The organism is Cupriavidus sp. GW823-FHT06D04 (genome assembly GCF_058795055.1).
The window spans coordinates 1-23,297 of sequence record NZ_JBXAHL010000013.1 but is presented as its reverse complement, the minus strand read 5'-3'; the positions used below and the strand labels follow the sequence as shown (position 1 = coordinate 23,297).

The following is a 23,297-nucleotide window of genomic DNA, read 5'->3' as shown; positions in this document are numbered from 1 at the left end:
GGCAAGCATGCGCCGCACAGACTACCGATTGGGTGCTCCCTCTCCCGCTTGCGGGAGAGGGGAGCAAACCAGCGGGACGCGAGACCAGCGCGACGCGAGACGATGTCGCCTTACACCGGCACATCCCTGGTCGGATCCGGCCTGCGATCATCAAACCAGCGATACAGCGTAGGCACCATCACCAGCGTCAGCAGCGTCGACGTAATCAACCCGCCGATCACCACCACCGCCAGCGGACGCTGCACCTCCGAGCCCGGCCCCGTCGAGAACAGGAACGGCACCAGGCCCAGCATCGCAATGGTCGCGGTCATCATCACCGGGCGGAAACGCTGAGTCGCGCCCTGCACCACCGCCTCATCGACCGACAAACCCGAGTCGCGCAGCGTGCGGATATACGACACCAGCACCACCCCGTTCAGCACCGCCATGCCCCACAGCGCGATAAAGCCTACCGAGGCCGGCACCGACAGGTATTCGCCAGTAACGAACAACCCGATGATGCCGCCGATGGAGGCAAACGGCAGCACCGTGATGATCAGCGTGGCAAAGCGCAGCGAGTTGAACAGCAGGAACAGCAGGAAGAAGATCGCGGCAATGGTCACCGGCACGATGATCTTCAGGTGGCCCATGGCGCGTTCCATGTTCTGGAACTGACCGCCCCACTCCAGGTAGTAGCCTTCGGGCAGCTTCACCTTGGCGCCGGTGGCCTGCTGCAGCTCGGCCACGAAGCCGCCGAGGTCACGGTCCTTCACGTTGATCATCACCACCACGCGGCGCTTGGCCATTTCGCGGCTGATCTGGGCCGGGCCGTCGTTGACCTCGATCCTGGCCACGCTCTGCAGCGGCACCTGGGTGCCGTTGGGCGTGGACACCAGCAGCTGGCGGATGGCCTGCTCGTTGTTGCGGAACTCCTCCGGCAGGCGCACCGCCGCGGCAAAGCGGCGCTCGCCTTCGAAGATGTCCGTGGCGCGCTTGCCGCCGATGGCGATCTCGATCACGTCATGGATGTCGGACACGTTCAGCCCGTATCGCGCAATCGCCTGGCGGTCGATCTCGATCGACAGGTACTGCTGCCCCGACACGCGCTCGATGCGAATGTCCTGCGAGCCCTGGATGCCGCCGGCCACGCGGGCGATCTCGCCCGCCAGCTCGCGCAGCTTGTCCAGGTCGTCGCCGAACACCTTCACCGCCACGTCCGAACGCACGCCGCTGACCATTTCGTCGACGCGGTCCGAGATCGGCTGCGCCATCACGATCTGCACGCCGGGAATGGCCTTGAGCTTGTCGCGGATGGCGTTGGCGATATCGTCCTGGGTCCAGCCGTCGGGCCACTCGTCGCGGTCCTTCAGGCTGGCGATCGGGGTCGACTCGTTCTGGCCCTGCGGGTCGGCCGGGCTTTCGCCGCGGCCCACGCCGGACACTACCGACTTCACGCCCGGCACGCTCAGCACCAGCTTGTTGGCTTCCTTCTCCAGCTTGATCGACTCTTCCAGCGAGATATTGGGCACGCGGTCGATCGCCGGCACGATCGAGCCTTCCTTCATTTCCGGAATGAACGAGGTGCCCAGCAGCGGCACGATCGCCAGCGTGGCGACGAAAGCCGCCACCGCGCAGAGCACCGTCTTGCGGCTGTTGCCCAGCGCCCAGTGCAGCAGGCGCAGGTAGTGGCGCTTCATGAAGGCGATCACATGCGTGTCGTGCTCCGCGCCGCCCTTGAGCAGGTACGACGACAGCACCGGCGACAGCGTCAGCGACAGGAACAGCGAGATCGCCAATGCGATCGAGATGGTGAACGCCAGCGGCGCAAACATCTTGCCTTCCATCCCCGACAGCGTCATCAGCGGCAGGAACACCAGGATGATGATGCCCACGCCCACGATCACCGGCGTGGCCACTTCCTGCACGGCCTTGACCAGGATCTCGGTCTTGGTGAGGCCCGGCTCCTTGTGGCCGAGCCGCTCGAACGCGTTCTCGACCACCACCACCGAGCCGTCGACCATCAGGCCGATGGCAATGGCCAGCCCCCCCAGCGACATCAGGTTGGCCGACAGGCCCACCTCGTTCATCACCATGAAGGTCAGCAAGGGCGTCAATACCAGCGTGGCCAGCACGATCAGCGACGAACGCACGTCGCCCAGGAACAGGAACAGCACGATCACCACCAGCACCACGCCTTCCAGCAGCACCTTGGTCACGGTCCACAGTGCGGAGTCGACCAGTTCGCTGCGATCGTAGTACGGCACGATCTGCAGCTTTCCCGGCAGCATGCCGCGCTCGTTGATCTCGGCCACGCGTGCCTTCACGCGGCTGACCACCTCCTTGGCATTGCCGCCGCGCATCATCATGACGATGCCGCCGACCGCCTCGGTCTGCCCGTTCTTGACCAGCGCGCCCTGCCGCACCTCATGCCCGATGGTGACGTTGGCCACGTCGCGCAGGTACACCGGCGTGCCGTTGATCTCCTTGAGCACGATGCTGCCCAGGTCATCCACGCCGCGGGCCAGGCCCACGCCGCGGATCAGGTACTGCTCGGCATAGTGCGGCAGCACGCCGCCGCCGGAGTTGGCATTGTTGCGCGCCAGCGCCTCATAGACCTGCTGGGTCGAGATCTGGTAGTGGCGCATGCGTTCCGGGTTGACCAGCGCCTGATATTGGCGCACGTAGCCGCCCTGCGAGTTGATCTCGGCCACGCCCGGAATCGAGCGCAGCAGCGGGCGCACCACCCAGTCCTGGGCGATGCGGCGCTCGGCCAGCTCTTCCTGCGTCAGTTCGCGGTTGCCGTCGTCGGCACGGTCCAGCGTGTACTGGTAGACCTCGCCCAGGCCGGTGGAAACCGGGCCCAGGACCGGCGACACGCCTTCCGGCATGCGCCCGCCCACTTCGATCAGGCGCTCCATCACCAGCTGGCGGGCAAAGTACACGTCGGTGGCATCGGTAAACACCAGCGTGATCAGCGACAGGCCCGCCTTGTTCAGCGAGCGCATCTCTTCCAGTCCGGGCAGGCCGGTCATGGCCATTTCCACCGGCACGGTGACAAAACGCTCGACTTCCTCGGGTGAGCGGCCCGCGGCTTCGGTGGCGATCTGCACCTGCACGTTGGTGACATCGGGGAAAGCATCCACCGACAGCTTGGTGGCAGCGCGCAGGCCGAAGAAGAACAGCACCACGGCAATCACGCACACCACCAGCCGCTGCTTGATGGCGGCTTCGACTAGGGATTTCATCATGGTCGATTACCCTTGCTCGAGGCGCTTGCGCTCGTTGTCGAGATGGAAGGCGCCATCGACCACGATGCGGTCGCCGGCCTTCACACCGTTCTGCACCACGCGCATGCCGTCGCTCTCGGCGCCCAGCTTGACCTTGGTGAGACGGTACTTGTTGCCCGGCATCTCGACATAGACCAGCTCGTCATTGCCATCGCGCACCACCGAGGCGGCCGGGATCACCAGCTGGTCGACCGGCTTGCCGGCGATCAGCATGCTGGCCAGCATGGCAGGCTTGAGGCGGCCTTCGCGGTTCTCCAGCTCGGTACGGACCAGCACCGTGCGCGACTGCGGGTTGACCGTGCGGCCGACGTAGATCAGCTTGCCGGTAATGTTCTTGCTGCCCGCACCGTTGCCAAGCGAAGGCACCTCGATGTCAACGCTCTGCCCTTCGGCCACCTGGGCGGCCTGCTGCTCTGGCACTTCGGCCACCACCCATACGCGCGACAGGTCTGCCACGGTATAGAGCGCATCGGCCGGCTGCACCACCTGTCCTTGCGCCACGTTGCGCTCGACCACGGTGCCGCTGATGCTGGAAAACACCGGCGAATGCGAATTGATGCTGCCGCTCCTGGCCAGATCGGCGATCGATGCCTGCGACATGCCCAGCACGCGTAGCTGGTCGCGATAGGCGCGCATCTCGGCCGAGGCAATCGCCAGTTCGCTCTCGCGGCGCTGCAGCTCGCCGCGGCCGATCACGTCGGCGGCAAACAGCTGGCGCGCACGCTCGGCGTTGCGGCCCTGCAGCTCGGTCTGGGCCTCGCTCTTCAGGAAGGCCATCTGCGCCGCGCCCAGCTCGCTGCTGTGCAGGCGCGCCAGCACCTGGCCGGCCTTCACTTCCTGGCCCAGGGTGGCATAGAGGTCGGTCACGCGGCCGGTCACGCTGGCGCCGATGCGCGCCACGCGCTGCTCGTCGAAGTCGACACGGCCGGCCACGCGCAGCATCTCGCTGAACGGGGAGGTGGCCACCGGCGCCACCTTCAGCCCCTTCTGCAGGTTGCCCTCGGGCTGGATCACGCCCGGCGGCAACTTGGGCGCTTCGGCAACGGGTTCAGGTTTGTCGGAGCAGGCCGCCAGGCTGAACGTCAGGACGGCAGCGGCCGTCAGCGAAAGCAGGAAATTGAGACGCATGGTTATTTCTGTTCGATGGTGGAGGTCGGCTGCAGGCCCGGCGCTGCGGTAGCGCCCGGGGCGGTCGACATAAGCTTTTCGATCTGGATGGCGGCCACCTGCACGTCGTACTGGGCGGCAATCAGCTCATTGCGCGCGCCGCGCAGCACGCGCTGGGCATCGAGGTAGTCCAGGATGCCGCGCTCGCCGAAGCGGTAGGCGGATTCGGCCACGCCCAGCGCCGACTCGGCCTCGCGCACGATGCCAGACTCAAGCGCCGTCACCTGGGCCTGGTTGATCTCGTACTGGCGGTAGGCGGCCTCCAGCTCCTGCGTCAGCTCGAACTCACGCGCTTCCAGGGCGCTGCGCGCCTGCGTGGCCTGCGCCGTGGCTTCGCCCACCGGGCCGCTGCGGCGGTCCCACAGCGGGATGGTCAGGACCAGGCCGATCTGCGAGACGTTGTTGTCAGGCTGGCGGTCGGTGCTGGCGCGCACCGCCACCTCGGGCCAGCGCAGCGACTTCTGGTAGTTCACGCCCAGCTGTGCGCGCTCCAGCTCCATGCGGCGCTGGACCAGTTCGGCATTGCTGGCGGTCATGGTGTCGCGCAGCACCGGCAGCGGCGGCACGTCGGGCGACTGGCCCAGGGAGCCGGCCAGCGAATACTGGCCCGGCATGGCACCGCCCACCTGCTGGCGCAGCGCGGCCTTGGCCTGGTTGACGCGCAACTCGGCGGTCTGCTGGTTCTTCTGCGAAGCCAGCAGTTCGGTCTCGGCCTTGATCAGTTCATAGCGCGGCGCCTCGCCCACCTCCACGCGCAGCCGCGCCCGCGAATGGATCTGGCGCATCATCGCCAGGTCTTCCTCGGCGGCATGCAGCTCGCTCTCGCGGCGCAGCACGTCGTAGTAGGAGGTCTTCACGCGGGCGGCCAGGTCGGCCCGGAAGCCTTGCCGCATGGCCTGCGACGACTCCAGCCCGCGGGTGGCCATGGCCTCGCGCAGGCTGCGCTGGTGCGGGTAGTCCAGCTTCTGCACCACGGCGTAGCTGGGCGCATTGCCGCTGGTCACGCCCGGCTGCTTGCCGGACAAGCGGCCGTACATCACCTCCACCTGCGGGTTGGGATAGGCACGCGCGCTGCTGATGGCGGCGCTGGCGGCATCGACACCGGCCTCGGCGGCGGCCACGCCCTTGTTGGTGGACTGGGCCAGGTCGAGCAGTTGGGGCAGCGAGTAGGCGGGCCCCGCCTGGGCGCCGGCCGATACGGCGGATGCGGGCTTGGGCACCGCCGTGGCCGCCAGGATGGCGGAGCCCGGCATGGGTGCGGCAGCAGGTTTGGTCAGGAGTGCGGGGGCGGCAGGCGCGGCACCGGCCGCGTCCGTTGGCTTCGGGGACACCCCGCCTTGCGCGCCGGCATGGGCCGGGGCAGCGGCGAGCGCGATCAGCGAAAGCGACGCGATCAGGGTCAGCTTGGTTGTTGTCATGAGTCGGGAAAGCAAGCAATACGGCTGCCTGTCGCCATGCTGCCGCTCGCCCCGGGGCGAGCGGTCACTTGGACGCAATCACGGCAGGACGCACAACGGCAGCGGCTTGCCCGCGCGGTCAGGCAGCAGGCAGGCTGGCGATATCAGACAAGGGGGCGCGGCCCACGGCACGGCGGCTGCATGCGGCAGCGCGTGCGGTGCGGGCGCAGGAAACGCTCAGGCGCGGGAAATGGGTGGCCGGAAGAAGGCCGAAGGCGGCGGCTCGGCGCGGCCAGGCGGATGCTGGGCGACGTCGCCAGAAGGCAGCAGCAGCTTCACTGGCGGCAAGGCAATCAGGGCACTGGATTCCTCGATCTCGTCGAGCAGGTCGAGGGGATCGAGCAGGTCCGCCGACCAGATATTGCAATACCCGGGGGGTGGGTCGTCGCAGATATCGTCGTCATGCAAGCCGTCGTCGCCGGGCACGATGATCCGGCCCAGGTCGTCGACAGGCTGCACCGCCGCCAGGTCCACCAGGTCAACGCTGGCCTGCGCCTGCAACGCCGCGCGCGCGTCCGCCACTGCTCCGAAGGAGAGCAGCGACAAGCACATGGCAGTCAGCAGGAGGAACAACAGTCGCATTGGATCGGGGGCATTGACGGCATCGCTGCCGGGGCCCGCTGTCGGGGCTGGCCGGTGGGATGCTGCAGGACAGCATTGTAACGTAACGATTACGATTGACAGGGAATCGTTACGTTCGTTCCCTTGCTGCAGAGAGATCGGCGCCTGCAAGGGCTTTCAGACTCCTCTAATTTCTGCCCAATTCGCTCCCCCAACTACGCTCTGGTCACTGCTTCCAAACCCTGTAAGCCGATCTGAGCATCCATCTGTTAGTGGTTTTGTAATACAAAAATGAGAGACAAATGAGCGCTATACTTCCGTATTACCCAAGTACGGAGCCATTCATGCAAGGAACGACATTGTCCTTCCGCGCCGGCGAAGAACTGGCCGACCAGACTCGCGCGCTGGCCAAGGCATCGGGAAAAAAAACTTCCGACTACATCCGCGATGCCGTGCGCGAGAAAAACGAGCGGGAAATGGCCTCCCGTATCGCCATGCTTTCCCGCAAGCTCTCGGCAAAGCACCTTGCCGCCAGTGAAGACATGGACGGATCGGGCGGAGACGGGCTTGACTGAGCTGAAGCGCGGGCAGATCTGGGAGGTCGACCTCAATCCACAGACCCATCGGGAAGAGCCGGCCAAGCGCAACCGGCCGGCGCTGGTCATCCAGACGGATTTGCTCAACGACGCCGGCCACCTGACCACGATCATCGTGCCGGGCACATCGCAAATCGAGCGCGAGGATTGCTTTCCGTTGCGGGTCGCGCTGGGCAAGCTGCCTGGCCTGGCCCATGAGACGGACCTGTTGATCGACCAGGTCCGCGCGGTGTCCAATCGCCGGTTCATGGGCGGCCGGCCGGTAGCCACGCTGGCGCCCAATCACCTGCGCAAGGTGGAAGAGGCCATGCGTCTGCTGCTCCGCCTTTAGGCCTTCCGGTCTCGCCCGTCGCCAGCCTCGCTGCATGATATGCAGCGTCAGTGCATATCATGCAGCGGCCCTACACCACCCTGAACCCATGCGTCCCGTCGCGCTCCAGTTGCGCGATCAGGCCGAACTCCCAGTCCAGGTAGCCCTGCATCGCCTCGCGCGGGTTGTCGGTGCCCTCATACGGCCGGCGGTAGCGGTCGGTGCGTTCCGAAGCCAGGCGCGTTTCCCCGCTTTCCAGCGGCAGTCCCGCGGCGATCCATGCCTGGGTGCCGCCTTCCAGCACGAACACTTCCGCATGGGTCTGGCGCCGCAGGTCGGCAGCGGCAAAGCGCGCCAGCAGGCTCGAACCGCAGGTGAACACGTAGCGCCTGGGCTGCGGGATGCGTGGCAGCGCGTCGGCCAGTTGCGCGCGAATGACGAAGTACGCGCCGGGAATATGGCGCTTGACGTAGTTGGCGCTGGTGGTGAAGTCGAGAACAGCGGTGCTGCCATCGCCTGCGTCAAGCCACGTCGCCAGTTCGGCTGCAGTGACGGTCGATACCGGCGCTGACGCCGGCACCGGTGCGCTGACCGCGCCGGTTTCGCTGCGCTCTGCCGCCGCCACCGGTTCCACCACCCAGATGTCCCAACCCATCTGCGCCAGCCATGAGCCGGTCATGCTGGCGCGCACGTCGTCATCATCCGCCAGCACAATGCGCGCACCGCGCACCGGAGCGGAATGGTCGGTCTCCTGCACCAACTGGCCGCCCGGCGCGTTGACAAAGCCCGGCAGGTGGCCGTCGCCAAATTCCTCCGGCGTGCGCACATCGAAGCGGTACACGGTGCGGCCGGGCTGCTGCAGCGTTTCGATCTGGGCCAGCGCAATGCGGCGCACGCCGGCCCGGTCGGCGATCTCGCGCGCGCCGCGGCGGGCGCTGTCGCGGTTGGCGTCGCTGACCGCGGCGGGGGCGCGGCGGCTGGCACCGTGGTCCAGTTGCTGGCCGGCCAGGGTCCAGCCGATGGTGCCGTTGCGCAGCGCCGCCACCTGGTTGGGAATGCCCGCGTTGACCAGCGACTGCGTGCCGATAATGCTGCGGGTGCGCCCGGCGCAGTTGACGATCACGCGCGTGTGCGGGTCAGGCGCCAGCTCGCGCACGCGCAGCACCAGTTCCGCGCCCGGCACGCTGGTCGCGGTGGGAATGCTCATGGTCTGGTACTCGTCGAAGCGGCGCGCATCGACGATCACCACATCGGCCTTGGTGTCGATCAATGCCTGCACTTCCTCGGCGGCCAGCGACGGCGTGTGGCGCCTGGCTTCCACGACTTCGCCGAACGACTTGCTCGGCACGTTGACGTCGCGGAACACCTCGCCGCCGTCGTCGATCCAGGCGCGCAGTCCGCCTTCCAGCAGGTGCACGCGCGTATAGCCCAGCTCGCGCAATACGGCCGCGGCGCGCGGCGCCAGGTCAGTGCCGGCATGTTCGCCGTAGACGACGATCAGCGTGTCGCGGCGCGGGATGCGCGCCCACGCCTCGATCTCAAGCCTGGACAGCGGGAAATTGGCCGCCCACAGCGGGTGTTCCTGCGCGAAGGGATCTTCCTCGCGCACGTCGATCAAGGCGATCTCGTCGCGGCTAAGCAGCGCCTTGCGCACCGCGTCGCGCGAGTACGTCGGAAAGGCCGGTGCGGCTTGCGTAGCAGTAATCGTGGTCATGACTGGGCGACTTCGCGGGAACGGTCCCACAGGTTGGGCAGGGTCCGGTTGGAATAGCCGGAGACAAAGGGCTTGCGCGTGCCGTCCTCGGCATAGACCGAACGGCGCACCGCACCGATATTGGCGCCGTACACATGGATGCTGACCGAGACGCGGTCGTCATGCACGTTGTTGACAAGGTGGATATCGCCGACCGTGGGCGACACGGCCTCGACCTGCCCGGGCAGCAAGCGCACGGCGTCGCCATGCGGTACAGGCCGGCCGCCGGCGTCGAGCGCGAACGGCTGCGAGTCTTCCGCGCCGCGCAGCATGCCGATCAGGCCCCAAACGGTGTGGTCGTGGATGGGCGTGCGCTGGCCCGGCCCCCAGACAAAGCTGACGACCGAGAAGCGTTCGGCGGAATCGCAATGCAGCAGGTGCTGCTGGTAGTACTCGGGATGCGACTGGGCCCAGGCTTCGGGCAGCCAGTCGTCGCGCGCGACCAGCTTTGCCAGCAGCGCCCCGCCTTCGCGCAGGATGCGGGGCTCGTCCGGGTGCTGGTCCAGCAGCTCGGCCAGGCCGGTGATGAAGTCGCGCAGCGGCGCGAGCCTGTCGGGGGTGGGGGTGCTGCCCATGGGAATGACTCCGAAGTGTCTCGTTCTGGTTTGCCGGCGCGCCGGGCGCCTGCGGCGCGGCCCTCTTTGGGGCGGTGCTGCTGCAAACATAGCACGGCCAGGCAGGCCCGCGCTTACAGGCCAAGCTGCGCACGCCCGGCGGCGACCAGGATGGAATCGTTCTGCGGCGTATGGATGCGGCTGCATAGCACGTCGCGGTAGTGGCGCTCGAGCGGGTTGTTGCGGCTCAGGCCGTGGTTGCCCGAGAGCTGAAGCGCCAGCTCCACCGCGCGGATCGCATTGCCGGTCACGGTGTACTTGAGCAGCCCGCTGTCGGCCGGCGTGGGCGCCTCGCCCGCGTCGGTGCGCGTCGCGGCATCGTCCAGCAACACCTGATTGGCCCGCAGCAACGCGGCGATCTCGCCGATGGCTTCCTGCACGCGCGGCAGCGTGGCCAGCGGCGCGCCCAGGCTGCCGGGCGCGCGCTCGCGAACGAATTCGCCGATCCATGCGGCGGCAGTGCGTGCCACCGCGTCATAGAGGCTGCCCAGCAGCACGATCATCCAGGCCTGCTGGTCGGCGTTGGCGTCGATGTCGGCCTGGCTGGCACCGGCCGGCGTCCATGCTGACGGCGGGCGGATATCGACCGCGTGGTCAGGCGGGATCCAGACGTTGTCGAGCACGGTCTCATGGCTGCCTGAAGCGCGCAGGCCAAGGTGGTTCCAGTTTTCGACGATGCGCACGCCCGCGATGCCGGCCGCCGGTCCGGGCACCAGGAACACGCCCACGCGCGGCTGCGGCTCGTCGGTACGCGCCCAGACCGCCAGCCAGCGCAGCGCCGGGATGCCGGTGCTGTACAGCTTGCGCCCGCTGATGCGCCAACCGTCGGCCACGCGCGTGGCCACCGTGGCCGGCTGGCCGCCGCGTGCCGGCGATCCCAGTTCCGGTTCCACCCGCAACGCGTTGATCAGCGCACCGTCCTGCACCGTGCTGGCAAAGACCTGGTCGCGCACGGTCTGCGGCCAGTGCGAATCGGCGCGGGCGATCGCGCGGTGCTGCAGGTAGGTCATGGTCAGCACCAGCGCGGTTGCGGCGTCGCCGCCCGCCACCGCGGCCACGATGCGGCGCGCCTGCGCCAGGCCCGCCCCGCCGCCGCCCTGCGCGTGCGGCACCACCTGCGCAACCAGGCCATTGGCATGCAGCTGCGCAAAGTTGTCGTGCGGAAAGCTGGCAGCGGCATCGTGCGCGCCGGCACTGGCGGCAAAGCGCGCGGACAGTCCGGCCAGCACCTCGCCAAGGTGCGCTTCGCTGCTGGGCAGCCTGCGCAGGGTAGACGTTAATGACATGGAAAAAGACTCCGGGAAGGATGATGACGAGGCGCGCTGCCCGCACCGAATGCCGCCTAGCGTAGCGCCGGCACCGCATTACGAAAACGACGCTTATTGAATATGGACCGTCGTTTTTATTCGTTAGCGAGCGCGCGCGCCTGTCGTACTTTCTGCCTCAGTCCAACACCATCCGGGCGGTCACGCTGCCGCCCTCACCGAACACAGGAGAGCGCGCATGAGCGTCGATTTCATCGGCATGATCCAGAGCCAGAAGCAGTCCGAGATCCATCCGCCGTCAGGTCCGGTGATCGATCGCGACTATGTGCGCGCCTTTGCCCAGGCCCACGAGCAGGCCGGCTTCGACCGCATCCTGGTGCCGCACCATTCCACCGGGCCGTCGGCCACGCTGACCATCGCCTACGCGGCCAGCGTGACCGAGCGCATCCACTTCATGCTGGCGCACCGCCCCGGCTTTACCGCACCGACGTTGGCCGCGCGCCAGATCGCCACGCTCGACCAGTTCAGCGGCGGCCGCCTCGGGGTGCACTTCATCTCGGGCGGGTCGGACAGCGAGCAGCAGCGCGACGGCGACTTCCTCGACCATGATCAGCGCTATGCGCGCACCGACGAGTACCTGCATATCCTGCGCCGCATCTGGACCGAGCCCGCGCCGTTCGACCACGAAGGCCAGTTCTATCGCTTTACGCAGGGCTTCTCGGAGGTCAAGCCCGCGCAGCAGCCGCATGTGCCGATCTATTTCGGCGGCGCCTCCGAAGCCGCGCTGGCCGTCGCCGGCAAGCATGCCGACGTCTACGCACTGTGGGGCGAGTCGCTCGACCAGGTGCGCGAGCTGACCGGCCGCGTGCGTGCCGAAGCCGCGCAGCACGGCCGCACGGTGCGCTTCTCGGTGTCGTTCCGCCCGGTGCTGGCCGAAACCGAAGAAAAAGCCTGGGCCCGCGCCGACAGCATCCTGGAGCGCACCCGCGCCCTGCGCGTGCAGGCCGGCTACAGCCGCGGCGGCCCGCAGCAGAGCGAAGGCGCACGGCGCCTGCTCGCGGCGGCCGACAAAGGCGACCGGGTTGACCAGCGCCTGTGGACCGCGATCGCGCGCGAGACCGGCGGGCGCTCCAACTCCACCGGCCTGGTCGGCACGCCGGAGCAGGTGGCGCAGGCCCTGCTGGCGTACTACGAACTGGGCGTCACCACCTTCCTGATCCGCGGCTTCGATCCGCTGGAAGACGCCATCGACTATGGCCGCGAGCTGATCCCGCGCGTGCGCGAGCTGGTGGCGCAGCACGACGCCGCGCAGCAGGCGGAGCGCAAGGCCGCGTGACGGCCTCACCACAGAACACGACGAAGACGGGGAATTTCACCATGAGCCAGGACAACAACAATCACGCCGACCCGCGCCGGCGCAGCGTGCTGCGGCTGGCCGGCGCCGCGGCCATCGCCGCGCCGTCGCTGATCCTGGGCCGACAGGCCTGGTCGGCGCCGCGCAAGCTGACCTTCGCGTGGAACCAGAACTCCTTCTGCCTGACGCCGATCGTGGTGGCGCAGGAGAAGGGCTTCTTCGAGAAGAACGGCCTGCAGGTCGACCTGATCAACTACAGCGGCTCGACCGACCAGTTGCTGGAATCGATCGCCACCGGCAAGGCCGATGCCGCGGTCGGCATGATCCACCGCTGGCTCAAGCCGCTGGAAGCCGGCTTCGACGTCAAGATCATCGGCAGCTCGCACGGCGGCTGCGTGCGGCTGGTGGGATCGAAAGCGGCGGGGGTCACCAGCCTGCAGCAGCTGAAGGGAAAGACCGTCGGCGTCAGCGACCTGGCGGCACCGGGCAAGCACTTCTTCACCATCCTGCTGGCCAAGAACGGCATCGACCCGGACAAGGACATCACCTGGCGCCAGTACCCGGCCGACCTGCTGGGCGTGGCGGTGGACAAGGGCGAGATCCAGGCGATTGCCGACGGCGACCCCAACCTCTACCTGCTGGAAAAGCGCACCAACGGCGCCTACGTGGAACTGGCCACCAACCTCACCGGCGAGTACGCGCGCAAGGTCTGCTGCGTGGTCGGCGCCCGCGGCGAGCTGGTGCGCAACGACCGCCCTGCCGCCACGTCGCTGGCGCGCGCCATCGTGCAGGCCACCGACTACGTCAACGAGAACCCCAACGAGGCCGCCAGGGTCTTCGCCAAGTACTCGCCCAAGATCAACCCGGAAGACCTGCGCAAGCTCTACGCCACGCTCACCTATACCCACCACCCGACCGGCGTCGACCTGCGCGACGAGATCGCCTTCTACGCCGATGATTTCCGCCGCATCGGCGTGCTGAAGAAGACCACCGATGCCAAACGCCTGGCGCAGCACGTCTACGCCAATGTCCTGGGGTGATGCCATGACGACAAGCCAACCTGCATTCGACGCCGGGCTGGCGCGCAAGCCAGCCGCGGCCCCCGTGCCGCATGCCGCCGCGAGCGCGCGCGCGTCCGGCCCGGTCTGGGCCACCGGCATCCTCGCCGCGCTGGCGTGGGCCGCGTTCGGCGCCCTGACGTGGCTGTGGCCCAACCAGGCGGTCGGCTTCAGCGACTGGGCCTATACGGCGGAACTGGGCATCGCCGCGCTGGCAGGCGCCGCGTTGCCGGCGCTGGTTGCGCTGGCCGGCCAGCGGGTCCGGGCGGCGCAACGCGCGCTGGCCGCGCTGCGCGCCGCGGGCCCGTGGCTGGTGGCGCTGCCCGTGGCCCTGGCCGCGTGGGAAATCCTGACCGCCAAAACCGCCATCCTGCCCACGCCCTTCTTCGCGCCGCCACAGGCGCTGATCGAGGTCTATGCCGACGACTGGAGGCGGCTGGGCGACAGCGTGCTGAACACGCTCAGGCTGCTCGGGCTGGGCGTAGCCTATGGCGGACTGGCCGGCTTTCTGGTGGGGGTGTCGATCGGCTGGTCGCGCCGCATCGGCTACTGGGTGCATCCGGTGCTGCGCGTGCTGGGCCCGCTGCCGTCAACCGCGCTGCTGCCGCTGACTTTCTACTTCTTCCCGTCGAGCTATTCCGCCGCGGTGTTCCTGATCGCGCTGGCCACGGCCTTCCCGGTGGCGGTGCTGACGTGGTCAGGCGTGGCCGGCGTCAACAAGAGCTACTACGACGTGGCGCGCACCATGGGCGCCTCGGGCTGGTTCCTGGTGCTGCGCGTGGCGATCCCGGCGGCGCTGCCGCAGGTATTCGTCGGCCTGTTCATGGGGCTGGGCGCTTCGTTCTCGGTGCTGGTCACGGCGGAGATGATGGGCGTGAAGTCGGGCCTGGGCTGGTACCTGACGTGGGCGCAGGGCTGGGCTTCGTACGTCAATATGTATGCGGCGCTGATCGTGATGGCGCTGCTGTTTTCGGGCGTGATCACGTTGCTGTTCGTGGCGCGTGATCGCGTGCTGTCGTGGCAGAAGGGGACGGTGAAATGGTGAGTGTTGCAGAACGGCGGGAGAGGGAAGTCAACGCCGTGGGGAGCGAGGCCGCGGAAGCCCTGACCGGTGCCCGCATCGACATCCATCAGGTCAGCCACTGGTTCGGCAGCGGCAGCGACCGGCTGCAGGTGCTGGACGACGTCGACCTGAGCGTCGCACCGGGCGAATTCGTCGCGCTGCTGGGGCCCAGCGGTTGCGGCAAGTCCACGCTGCTGCGGCTGGTGGCAGGGCTGGACCAGCCCGCCTCCGGCGAGATCCTGCAGGACGGCACCCCGATCACCGAGCCCAACCCGTCGCGCATCGTGGTGTTCCAGGACCCCACGCTGTACCCGTGGCGGCGCGTATGGGACAACGTCGCGCTGGGCCTGCAGGCGCGCGGCGTGCTGGCAAGCCAGCGCCCGCGCGTGGATGACGCGCTGCGGCGCGTAGGGCTGGAAACCTTCGCCCGCGCCTTCCCGCACCAGCTCTCCGGCGGCATGGCGCAGCGCGTTGCGCTGGCGCGCGCGCTGGTCAACGATCCGCGCCTGCTGGTGCTGGACGAGCCGCTGGGCAAGCTGGACTCATTGACGCGGCTGGCAATGCAGAGCGACCTGGTTGAACTGTGGCAACGCTCGCGCTTCTCGGCGCTGCTGGTCACGCACGACGTGGAGGAAGCGCTGTTCCTGGCGCAGCGCGTGATCATCTTCAGCCAGCGTCCGGCACGCATCACGGCGGAGATCCGGGTCGACCTGCCCTACCCGCGCCATCGCGGCGATCCGCGGCTGACCGGGCTGCGGCACGAAGCGCTGCGCCACCTGGGGCTGGACGCGAGCTGGTAATGGCGTTGCGCTTCACCTCGTGGGCCGCCAGATGAGCGGCCCGCCTCCGCAGGCATGGCTCAATGGACTAATGGTCCTGATCGAGAAACTCCAGCTTGGCTTGCTGTCGCTCTGGCATGCCCTTGGCCTGAGCGGCGACAGCCACGGCCAGCCCGCGTGGCCGTGGGCGCGGCGTGTGGCGGGCGAAACCCTGCTGATCGACCTGGGCCTCGCGCGCCAGGTCGGCCTGAGCCTGTGCGCCCTTGTCTTTGCCGTGCTGGCCATTACCGCCGCGCTGGCTTGGAGACGCCAGCGCGGCGTACTGCTTGCCGCCGGCGCGCTCGCTCTGGTGGCGGCTCCCTGGCCCAGCGCAGCGCTGCTGTTGGTGCCAGCCGCGCCGACCAGCTTTCACGCCAGCCCTACCCGCTTCTCCGTCGACGCCATCGCGCTCGGCGCCCGGGTCTATGCGCAGCATTGCGCCAACTGCCACGGCGCGGACGGGCGCGGGGAAGGCCCGCTGGCCGCCAGCCTGGCGCAGTGGCCGCCCACGCTGGTCAGTCCGCTGCTGGCGCGCCGCGCCGATGGCGAGCTGTTCTGGCATGTGCTGGCCGGTATGCGCGACCGTCATGGCCAGCCCACCATGCCGGCCTTCCGCGACATTCTGGGCGACGGTGAGGCCTGGGCCGTGGTCGACTACATGAAGGCGCTGTCGGCTGGCAGCGGCGCCGGTGCCGACGGCAACTGGCCGGTACCGCTGCGGCTGCCGGAAATGGCCGTCCGCTGCGTCGATGCCGCGCCTCTGGCACTGTCGCAGTGGCGCGCGGACCAGCGCGTGCGGCTGGTGGCTGTCGACGGGGCGGCTCCGCTGCCGTATGAGGATCCCCGCTTCCTGACCGTGCTGGTCACGCCCGACGGGCGCCCGCCGGCGCAGGTGCCGCGCTTTCGCGCCGGCTGCACGGCCACGTCGCCGCATGCGTGGCAGGCGGTGGCGGCAATCGCCGGTGAATCGCCCGCACGGCTGGCAGGCACCCAGTTGCTGGCTGACCGCACCGGGTGGCTGCGCGCGCGTGGTGCGCCCGGCCGGCAATGGTCCGATGCAGACCTTGTGTGCGTATCAGGGCCCAGCGCCAACACCCCGCGCAATGCTGCGGAACCAGCAGATGGCCTGACCGCCCTGCTCTTGCGCATGGACGCCGAGCCGGTGCGCTTCGTCAAGGGCGGCTTTATCCATTGATCGCGTCCACCGCGCGCCTTGGCCGTCGTCCTCCCGGATTATTCGCTGCCAGCGAATTCTGACTTTCCATCCATTGCGCTGATTGCCCTCGCTCCTGCCAGTAACCTGCGCACGAAGACAAAGCCAACGTGGATCGGTGACATGATGCAGACAGGGATGGCCGTGGCAAGCGCAGCTTGCCGGCCTGCGGCGTGAGCCCCATGAGAGGGGCCCGGGAACTGCAAGGCATCCTGCTGATAGTGGCGGCGGTAGCCTGCTTCGCTGCGCTCGACACGCTGACAAAGATCGCCGGCGCGGCCGTGCCAGTCGTGATGGCGCTATGGCTGCGCTACCTGGCGCAGGCGGCGCTGACCGGCGCGGTGTTGCTGCCGGCTCGCGGCCGCGCCCTGCTGCGCACGCGCCGGCCGCTGCTGCAGTGCGCGCGTGCGGTGGCGATGCTGCTGTCCAGCGGATGCGCGTTCTTCAGCCTGCAAGTCCTGCCGGTAGGCGAGTTCACCGCCGTTGTGAGCCTGACGCCGCTGGCGATGGCGCTGGCCGCGGCGGCCATGCTTGGCGAACGCGTGTCGGCCGTGCGATGGCTCTTCCTGTTGACGGGATTTGTCGGGGCCCTGGTGGTGATCCGGCCGGGCGCCGGCCTGCAGCCCGCGATGCTGTTGCCGCTGGGGGCAGTGCTGTCCAATGCCGCATACCAGTTGCTGACCAGCGTGCTGACCCGTGCCGATGGCGTCGGAACCACGCACTTCTATACAGGCTGCGTTGCCACGGTGCTGCTCTCGGCAGCGCTGCCGAGAGCATGGACCTCGCAACTCACGGCATTGCACTGGTGCCTGCTCGCTGGCATGGCGCTCGCCGGCACCGCCGGCCATCTGTTCCTGGTCCTTGCCTATGCGCGCGCGCCGGTCAGCCTGCTTACCCCTTATCTCTACCTGCAGATCGCCTTTGCGATGCTTGGCGGCTGGCTGGCATTCGCCTATCTGCCCGATGCGTGGTCCGTGCTCGGCGTTGCGTTGATCGCCGCCAGCGGCGTGGGTGGCACTGTGGCGGCGGCCCGCGACCGGGAACTGCCGGGGCGGCCCGTCGGGGCGACATAGCCGCCCCGCTGCCGCCGTCAGTCCAGCCCGAGCAGCGACCGCGCCTGTGCCGGCGTTGCTACCGCCCGGCCGTACTGCCAGCAAAGCTGCGCCACGCGGCCAACCAGTTGCGCGTTGCTGGCCGCCAGTGTGTCCTTGTCCCAGCGGATGTTGTCTTCCAGACCGGTACGGCAGTGCCCGCCGAGCTCCAGCGTCCAGTGATTGACTTCCAGCTGGTGGCGGCCGATGCCGGCGGCCGTCCATGTCGCGCCCGGCAACAGCGTTTGCAGTTGCTCGACCTGGAACGCCAGGATCTCGCGCCGCGCCGGCAGCGCATTGCGGATGCCGAACACGAACTGCACGTGCGGCGGTGCCGCGATCAGCCCTTCTTTCACCAGTTCCGCCGTGTTGTAGAGCATCGCCAGGTCGAAGATCTCGATTTCCGGCTTGACGTGGAATTCCCGCATCGTGGTGGCCAGCGTGCGCACGAAGTCCGGCGGGTTTTCGTAGACGCTGGTGGGAAAGTTGACCGAGCCGGTGGCAAGCGAAGCCATGTCTGGCCGCAGATGGAGCATCGCGCCGCGCTGGCTGGCCTCGCGGCCGCGTCCGCCGGTGGAGAACTGCACGATCATGCCCGGGCAGTGTTTGCGGATGCCTTCCTGCAGCGCGGCGAATCGTGTCGGATCGGAGCTCGAATTTTCCAGTTCGTCGCGCACGTGCAGGTGAACCAGCGTGGCGCCGGCCTCATAGCTGGCGTGCGTGCTTTCGATCTGTTCAGCCACCGAGATGGGCACGGCCGGGTTGTCTTTCTTGCGCGGCACGGAACCGGTGATGGCCACGGAAATGATGCACGGCTCTTGCATGGAATGTCTCCTGTAGGGAATGTTGTGAGCGGGTGACGATGATGTTCAGCTGTGCCGCAGCTGCGCCTGTGCGGCCATGCGCACCGAAGCGTTGACCGCGCCGTAGCCGGTGTAGCCGCTGCGTTGCACGAGTTCGAAGAAAAACCGTTCGTGGAACGGCTCGGTGTAGGCATGCAGGAATTCACCGTGGGCGTCGCGGTCGTAGAGCAGGCCGAGACCTTGCAGGCGTTCCAGCAGCGCGTCGTCGAGCGCGAGCCGCGCGGCCACGTCGTCGTAGTAGTTGTCCGGCACGTGGAGCATCGCGGCGCGGGTGCGGTCGATGGCTTCCAGCGTCTGCCCGATGCGTTCCGACCGGAAGGCGATGTGGTGCACGCCCGAGCCCGCGTAAGCGGCGACAAAGCGCCCGGTGGCGGTGCGGCCGCTCTCGGACACGTTGAGCGGGATGCGAACATGCTGGCCGGGGCTGACCATGGCGCGGCTCTTCACCAGGCCATACGGATCGGCGATCTCATGCACGGCCTCCGGCTGCATGGCGAACACCGAGCGGTAGAACAGCACGAAGCTGTCGAGCCGGTTCGCCGGCAGCGCCTGCGCGATATGGTCGATGGCGGACAACCCTGCGCCGTGGTGGACGGTTCCCACGGGCGTATCGAGCACGAAGTCGCTCTCATAGATGCTGCGGTCGGCGTCGCGGTCGTCGATCAGGTGGAACAGCATGCCGTCGGGCGAGCGCAGCGCCGGGATCACGCGCTCGTCGGGCCCCACCGGCTCACGCCACTCCTTGCACAGCAGCGTGCGGGCGCGCGCCACGGCGCGGCGTGCGTCGTCCACTTTCAGGCCGATGGCGCACACCGACGGGCCGTGCAGTTGGAAGTGCTCGGCGGCGGCGCTGTCCTGCTCGGCATTCAGGATCAGGTTGACGCCGCCCTGGCGGTACAGGTCGACCGCCTTGGAGCGATGGCGGCCGGCATGGGCAAAGCCAAGCGATTCCAGCCGTTGCGCGAGTTCGCGGCCAGCCACGTAATCGACGGCAAACTCGACGAAGTCCACGCCGTCCAGCACCGGCGGCGCAGGCAGCGGCGTGCCGCCCGCCTCGGACTCCAGCCAGATCAGCGAGCGCAGCCCGTCTTGCGCGGTCAGCCGTGCCGGCGCCGCGCGGAAGTCGTCGTTGAAGACCTCCAGCGACAACGGCCCGTTGTAGCCTGCCTGCAGCACGGCGCGGGCGAAATCGGTCACCGGCAGGTCGCCCTGCCCGGGAAAATTGCGGTAGTGGCGGCTCCACGACAGCACGTCCATCGACAGGCGTGGCGCATCGGCCAGTTGCACAAAGAAGATCTTGTCCGCCGGCACAACGTCCAGGCCCTGCAGCGAATCGCCCAGTGACAGCGTATGGAAGCTGTCCAGCACCAGCCCCAGCGCGGGGTGGTCGGCGCGCTGCACGATGTCCCACGCTTGCCGCCAGAGGCGCGTATGGCGGCCCCAGGCAAGCGCCTCATAACCGACGCGCAGCCCGCGCTGCGCGGCGGCCTCTGCCATCCGGCGCAGGTCGGCGGCAGCGCGGGTGGGGTCGTCGATGGCCACCTCCTGCACATTGCTGCACACCAGCACCATCTCCGCGCCAAGCTGCTCCATCACGTCGAACTTGCGTTCGGCGCGCGCCATATTGCGGACAAACAGGTCATCCGGCATGGCCTCGAAGTCGCGCAGCGGCTGGTAGAGCAGGATCTGCAGGCCGAGGTCGGCCGCCATGCGGCGCACCTCGGCCGGTGAGCCGTCGAAATGCAGCAGGTCGTTCTCGAAGATCTCTACGCCGTCGAAGCCCGCGGCCGCGGCGGCTTCCAGTTTTTCCGGCAGCGTGCCGGACAGCGAGACGGTGGCGATCGATTTCGGGAGAGGCCTGCGGGCTGCGGTCATGGCGATTGCGAGGTGGCGACGGTATTGCCCCAAAGGTTAGGAGCGAGCCGGCCCGTCAACAACCACAATTCGCGCGTAGGCGTGCGACAATCGCTCCATTGCGATCATCCCTCGCGCGAAATTCGGGTTAACCATGGAAAAAGAACCGCTGAGCCGGCGCGACTGGATCGCCGGGCTCGAAAAAGGCCTGGCCATCCTGGAGGCCTTCGACAACGACCATCCGCGCCTCACGCCCACGCAGGCGGCGCAGCTGACCGGCCTGACGCGCACGGCTGCGCGTCGCTACCTGCTGACGCTGGAGCACCTCGGCTACACCACCAGCGACGGCACGCTGTTCAGCCTGACACCGCGCGTGCTCAAGGTGGGCTGGTCGTATTTCGACTCGGCGCGGCTGCCGCGCACGGTGCAGCCGTTCCTGCAGCAAATCACCGCGCAGCTCGGCGAGGCGGCCTACCTGAGCGTGCTCGATGGCTGGGAGCTGGTGTTTATCGCCCGCACCAGCACCAGCCGCGTGATGAGCACCGGCTTCGTGCTGGGGGCACGGGTGCCGGCGCCGCTGGGCTCGGCCGGGGTGATGATGCTGGCCTCGCGCCCCGAGCAGCAGGTGCGCGAATGGCTGGAATCTGTCGTGCTCGCGCCCTACACCCCTTACACCATCCTGCAGCATGAGCGCCTGCTCGAAGAGATCCGCAAGGCTGGCGCGCAGGGCTATGCGATGCTGGAGCAACAGCTGCAGACCGGTGTGCGCGGCATCGCCGTGCCGCTGCGCGACCGCCACGGCAAGGTGATCGCCGCGCTGTCGGTCAATATGCCGATCGGCGACGAGACCGCACAGCAGGCGCTGGACCGGGTATTGCAGGTGTTGCAAGACACCGCGCTGCTGATCATGCGAGTGCTTTAGTCCAGCGTCGTCGCCAGCGCCTGCGGTCCCTGCGACAACTGCGCCTTAAGGAACTCAAGGCACACGCGCATCCGCGCCGAGGCCGACGCCCGCGCGCTGGTCACGGCCCAGACATCGGCCGGCTGCTGCCAGTCCGGCAGCACGCGCACCAGTTCGCCGGCGCGCACGCTGGCGGCCACGTCCCAGACCGAAGCCATGATGATGCCGAAGCCTTCCAGTGCCCACTGGTGGGTCACGTCGCTGTGGTTCGATGCCATCGGCCCGGTCACTTTCACGGTCTCCCAGCCGTCAGGCCCTTGCAGCCGCCATACGCCAAAGGCCTGGTCGCGTTCGCGCAGCAGCAGGCAGTCGTGCCGGGGCAGCTCGCCCGGGTGCTCCGGCATGCCGCGCCGCGCGAGGTAGGCGGGAGCGGCGCACAGCACGCGGCTGCCGCTGGCGATCTTGCTGGCGATCAGGTGCGGCTCCTCGACCTCGCCCACGCGGATGTCGAGGTCGAAGCTTTCGCCGATCAGGTCGACGCGCCGGTCGAGCAGCTCCAGCCAGACCTCCAGCCCCGGATGCTGCTGCCGCAGCCGCGACAGCGCCGGTGCCACATGCCTGCGCCCGAGCCGCACGCTGGTGGCGATGCGCAGCAGCCCGCGTGGCTCGCCCCCGGTGGCACCCACCGCTTCCAGCATGCCGTCGACGTCTTCCAGGATCTTCTGCGCCCACGCAAAGGCGCTCTCGCCCTCGGCGGTCACGCTGACACGGCGCGTGGTGCGGTGGAACAGCTTCGCGCCCAGCATGGCTTCGAGCATGGCGATGCGCTTGCTGACGTGGGCCGGCGAAATGCCGGTCTCGTTGGCGGCGGCGATAAAGCTGGCGCGCCGCGCCACCGTGCAGAACAGCCGCAGGTCCCGCAGGAACGGGTCATTGTTCGCCGTCAGCGCATTCTGAGTTTCCATGGCGGTCGATGATGGGATGAAGGGAGTAACGATAGGCTATCGGCGATGGCCGCGCCAGCGCCGCGGCCGATTCCAGGAGACACGATGAAGACAGTACTGGTGCTCAACGGGCCCAACCTCAACCTGCTCGGCACCCGCGAGCCGGCAGTCTATGGCAGTGAAACGCTGGCGGATGTGGAGCGCATCTGCCAGGAAGCCGCGGAGCGGCTAGGGCTGGAGGCGCAATGCCGGCAGACCAACCATGAAGGCCAGCTGATCGACTGGATCCATGAAGCCGGGCGGCTATGCGCGCAAGGGGAAATGGTCGGCGTGGTGCTGAATGCGGGGGCGCTGACGCATACGTCGATTGCGCTGCATGATGCGATCAAGGGCGCGGCGGTGCCGCTGATCGAGTACCACATCTCTAACGTGCACGCGCGCGAGGCGTTCCGGCATCACTCATGGATCTCGCCGGTGGCGCGGGCGGTGATGGCGGGGCTGGGGGTGAAGGGATATGCGTTGGCGGTTGAGGCGCTGGTGCTGGTGACAGCGGCCGCGGCTGAATAAACGGATTAAGCAGATGCCACCGCGCATTGGGCGTTGCGCGGCGGCATTCCCCAATCGCGGTAGGAATGCCCATTACTGAGCCCCCCCGCACAGATCCGTACGAGCCCGATTCGGGCATACGGCTCCTACCTCGGGTGTTTGACGTCAAAGCGCCGGTCGGGCCATGGATGAAGGATTCGAGGCTGTGGGAGCCAGGCATCCGCGATCCGCTCGACCCGCGTCCACGTCATGTGATCCTTTTGGCTGCGGCGCCGGAGCGCCCGCCGCCAGAGGTCAACAATGTGGTAACGGAAGGCGCCGAGTGCTCGCGAGTTCGTTGGTACTGCGTGGTACGCGAAGTATCCGCGCACCACCTGCCTGAGCCATTTTCCTTGCGCAGGAATCGGTTCGTGCATGCGCCGCCGCAGGTCCTCCTTGATCTGCCTGAGCTTCGCCCGCATGTGATCACCTCGGGTCTTCCTCTGCAACTGGAAGGCACCCCGACGCGATCGTCCGCAGATAAAGATGAAACCCAGGAAGGCGAAGGTCTCCGGTCGGCCAAGACCTCGACGCTGGCGGTTGGCCGCTGCGTTGCGACCAAAC

General features: G+C 68.0%; 21 protein-coding genes. 11 read left to right on the top strand and 10 right to left on the bottom strand.

Annotation, left to right across the window (positions count from 1 at the left end; genetic code table 11):
• Positions 1-110: 110 nt before the first annotated feature.
• The 4 genes from AC1Q7H_RS17650 to AC1Q7H_RS17635 all read right to left on the bottom strand — a co-directional run bounded on the left by AC1Q7H_RS17650 (position 111) and on the right by AC1Q7H_RS17635 (position 6,472).
• Entirely contained in the window at positions 111-3,227 is a 3,117-nt protein-coding gene (locus AC1Q7H_RS17650) for an efflux RND transporter permease subunit (protein ID WP_013953443.1), read from the bottom strand.
• A gap of 6 nt (positions 3,228-3,233) precedes the next feature.
• Complete coding sequence (locus AC1Q7H_RS17645) at positions 3,234-4,394, bottom strand: efflux RND transporter periplasmic adaptor subunit (protein ID WP_013953444.1); 1,161 nt, start codon at positions 4,392-4,394, stop codon at positions 3,234-3,236.
• Positions 4,395-4,396: 2 nt separating this feature from the next.
• Positions 4,397-5,851: a TolC family protein gene (locus tag AC1Q7H_RS17640; RefSeq protein WP_013953445.1), complete on the bottom strand. Its 1,455-nt coding sequence runs from the start codon at positions 5,849-5,851 to the stop codon at positions 4,397-4,399.
• 216 nt (positions 5,852-6,067) lie between these two features.
• A complete protein-coding gene (locus AC1Q7H_RS17635; RefSeq protein ID WP_041228682.1) occupies positions 6,068-6,472 on the bottom strand; it encodes a hypothetical protein in 405 nt (134 codons plus the stop codon).
• A 323-nt stretch (positions 6,473-6,795) separates the two neighbouring features.
• Here AC1Q7H_RS17635 and AC1Q7H_RS17630 point away from each other — a divergent pair, with 323 nt between their 5' ends.
• Positions 6,796-7,026 (top strand): hypothetical protein, encoded by a 231-nt coding sequence (locus AC1Q7H_RS17630; protein WP_013953447.1) that lies wholly within the window; start codon positions 6,796-6,798, stop codon positions 7,024-7,026.
• Entirely contained in the window at positions 7,019-7,378 is a 360-nt protein-coding gene (locus AC1Q7H_RS17625; RefSeq protein WP_013953448.1) for a type II toxin-antitoxin system PemK/MazF family toxin, read from the top strand. The genes AC1Q7H_RS17630 and AC1Q7H_RS17625 overlap by 8 nt, the downstream gene beginning before the upstream one ends.
• A gap of 70 nt (positions 7,379-7,448) precedes the next feature.
• On the opposite strand, the gene AC1Q7H_RS17620 is transcribed toward AC1Q7H_RS17625, so the two are convergent.
• From AC1Q7H_RS17620 to AC1Q7H_RS17610, 3 genes are all read right to left on the bottom strand, one after another.
• On the bottom strand, positions 7,449-9,071 hold the full coding sequence (locus tag AC1Q7H_RS17620) for a rhodanese-related sulfurtransferase (RefSeq protein WP_013953449.1): 1,623 nt from the start codon (positions 9,069-9,071) through the stop codon (positions 7,449-7,451).
• Positions 9,068-9,685: a cysteine dioxygenase family protein gene (locus AC1Q7H_RS17615; RefSeq protein WP_013953450.1), complete on the bottom strand. Its 618-nt coding sequence runs from the start codon at positions 9,683-9,685 to the stop codon at positions 9,068-9,070. The genes AC1Q7H_RS17620 and AC1Q7H_RS17615 overlap by 4 nt, the downstream gene beginning before the upstream one ends.
• Before the next feature lie 113 nt (positions 9,686-9,798).
• Positions 9,799-11,010: an acyl-CoA dehydrogenase family protein gene (locus AC1Q7H_RS17610; protein ID WP_492381509.1), complete on the bottom strand. Its 1,212-nt coding sequence runs from the start codon at positions 11,008-11,010 to the stop codon at positions 9,799-9,801.
• 217 nt (positions 11,011-11,227) lie between these two features.
• Between AC1Q7H_RS17610 and AC1Q7H_RS17605 the strand changes: the two genes are divergently transcribed.
• From AC1Q7H_RS17605 to AC1Q7H_RS17580, 6 genes are all read left to right on the top strand, one after another.
• Positions 11,228-12,325 (top strand): LLM class flavin-dependent oxidoreductase, encoded by a 1,098-nt coding sequence (locus tag AC1Q7H_RS17605; RefSeq protein WP_013953452.1) that lies wholly within the window; start codon positions 11,228-11,230, stop codon positions 12,323-12,325.
• A 41-nt stretch (positions 12,326-12,366) separates the two neighbouring features.
• Entirely contained in the window at positions 12,367-13,383 is a 1,017-nt protein-coding gene (locus tag AC1Q7H_RS17600) for an ABC transporter substrate-binding protein (RefSeq protein ID WP_013953453.1), read from the top strand.
• A 4-nt stretch (positions 13,384-13,387) separates the two neighbouring features.
• Positions 13,388-14,446, top strand: a complete 1,059-nt coding sequence (locus AC1Q7H_RS17595; RefSeq protein WP_492381508.1) for an ABC transporter permease — start codon at positions 13,388-13,390, stop codon at positions 14,444-14,446.
• Positions 14,440-15,264 (top strand): ABC transporter ATP-binding protein, encoded by an 825-nt coding sequence (locus tag AC1Q7H_RS17590; RefSeq protein WP_153953388.1) that lies wholly within the window; start codon positions 14,440-14,442, stop codon positions 15,262-15,264. Before AC1Q7H_RS17595 ends, AC1Q7H_RS17590 begins: the two co-directional genes overlap by 7 nt.
• A 31-nt stretch (positions 15,265-15,295) precedes the next feature.
• Positions 15,296-16,477 (top strand): c-type cytochrome, encoded by a 1,182-nt coding sequence (locus tag AC1Q7H_RS17585; protein WP_153953387.1) that lies wholly within the window; start codon positions 15,296-15,298, stop codon positions 16,475-16,477.
• Positions 16,478-16,677: 200 nt separating this feature from the next.
• Positions 16,678-17,568: a DMT family transporter gene (locus AC1Q7H_RS17580; RefSeq protein WP_492381507.1), complete on the top strand. Its 891-nt coding sequence runs from the start codon at positions 16,678-16,680 to the stop codon at positions 17,566-17,568.
• A gap of 17 nt (positions 17,569-17,585) precedes the next feature.
• Here the strand turns inward: AC1Q7H_RS17580 and AC1Q7H_RS17575 are convergent, their stop codons facing one another.
• Both AC1Q7H_RS17575 and AC1Q7H_RS17570 read right to left on the bottom strand, forming a co-directional pair.
• Positions 17,586-18,410, bottom strand: a complete 825-nt coding sequence (locus AC1Q7H_RS17575) for a 3-oxoadipate:acetyl-CoA acetyltransferase (protein ID WP_013953458.1) — start codon at positions 18,408-18,410, stop codon at positions 17,586-17,588.
• 45 nt (positions 18,411-18,455) lie between these two features.
• Positions 18,456-20,324: a bifunctional sugar phosphate isomerase/epimerase/4-hydroxyphenylpyruvate dioxygenase family protein gene (locus AC1Q7H_RS17570; protein WP_013953459.1), complete on the bottom strand. Its 1,869-nt coding sequence runs from the start codon at positions 20,322-20,324 to the stop codon at positions 18,456-18,458.
• 133 nt (positions 20,325-20,457) lie between these two features.
• Here AC1Q7H_RS17570 and AC1Q7H_RS17565 point away from each other — a divergent pair, with 133 nt between their 5' ends.
• The gene (locus AC1Q7H_RS17565; RefSeq protein WP_153953385.1) at positions 20,458-21,225 is read left to right on the top strand and encodes an IclR family transcriptional regulator domain-containing protein; all 768 of its coding nucleotides are present in this window, start codon (positions 20,458-20,460) and stop codon (positions 21,223-21,225) included.
• Here AC1Q7H_RS17565 and AC1Q7H_RS17560 read toward each other — a convergent pair.
• On the bottom strand, positions 21,222-22,169 hold the full coding sequence (locus AC1Q7H_RS17560) for a LysR family transcriptional regulator (protein WP_153953384.1): 948 nt from the start codon (positions 22,167-22,169) through the stop codon (positions 21,222-21,224). The genes AC1Q7H_RS17565 and AC1Q7H_RS17560 overlap by 4 nt on opposite strands.
• 84 nt (positions 22,170-22,253) lie before the next feature.
• Here AC1Q7H_RS17560 and aroQ point away from each other — a divergent pair, with 84 nt between their 5' ends.
• Both aroQ and AC1Q7H_RS17550 read left to right on the top strand, forming a co-directional pair.
• Positions 22,254-22,715, top strand: a complete 462-nt coding sequence (aroQ, locus tag AC1Q7H_RS17555; RefSeq protein WP_153953383.1) for a type II 3-dehydroquinate dehydratase — start codon at positions 22,254-22,256, stop codon at positions 22,713-22,715.
• A gap of 134 nt (positions 22,716-22,849) precedes the next feature.
• A partial coding sequence (locus tag AC1Q7H_RS17550; RefSeq protein WP_492381506.1) for a hypothetical protein occupies positions 22,850-23,297 on the top strand: 448 nt, incomplete at its 3' end.